We start from the raw sequence: 462 nt of genomic DNA on the forward strand, positions 1-462 counted from the left end.
TTGGCTGCTTTCTCCAGCAGCTTAAGCATGACGTTAACGCCAACGCTAAAATTGGCGGCAAAGACAATCGCAATATCGGCGGCGGCGTCACGAATCGCCTGTTTACCGGCTTCGTCAAACCCCGTAGTGCCGATCACCATCCCTTTGCCATGCTGGCGACAAAAAGCGAGATGGTTCAGCGTACCTTCCGGACGGGTAAAATCGATAAACACATCAAAATCATCTTTTATCGCATCAAGGCTGCTTTGCACGGTAACGCCTGTTTTCCCTGCACCAGCCAGCTCACCGGCGTCGCTGCCCAGTAAAGAAGATCCTTCGCGCTCCAGCGCCGCGCCCAGCTGCACGCCTTCTAATGCCAGCGCCGCCTGAATCAACTGGCGGCCCATACGCCCCCCGGCTCCCGCGATGGCAACGCGGATGTTTGCATCATGCATAGCTATTCTCTTTTGTTAATTTGCATAG

At 54.8% G+C, this 462-nt stretch carries 1 protein-coding gene; it reads right to left on the reverse strand.

The features are described from left to right. A partial coding sequence (gene dapB, locus SB822_RS54980) for a 4-hydroxy-tetrahydrodipicolinate reductase (RefSeq protein WP_410858834.1) occupies positions 1-434 on the reverse strand: 434 nt, incomplete at its 3' end. Positions 435-462 lie beyond the last annotated feature (28 nt).

The sequence above is a fragment of the Paraburkholderia sp. SIMBA_054 genome (genome assembly GCF_046534875.1).
In the GTDB taxonomy this organism is placed as follows: domain Bacteria; phylum Pseudomonadota; class Gammaproteobacteria; order Burkholderiales; family Burkholderiaceae; genus Paraburkholderia; species Paraburkholderia hospita.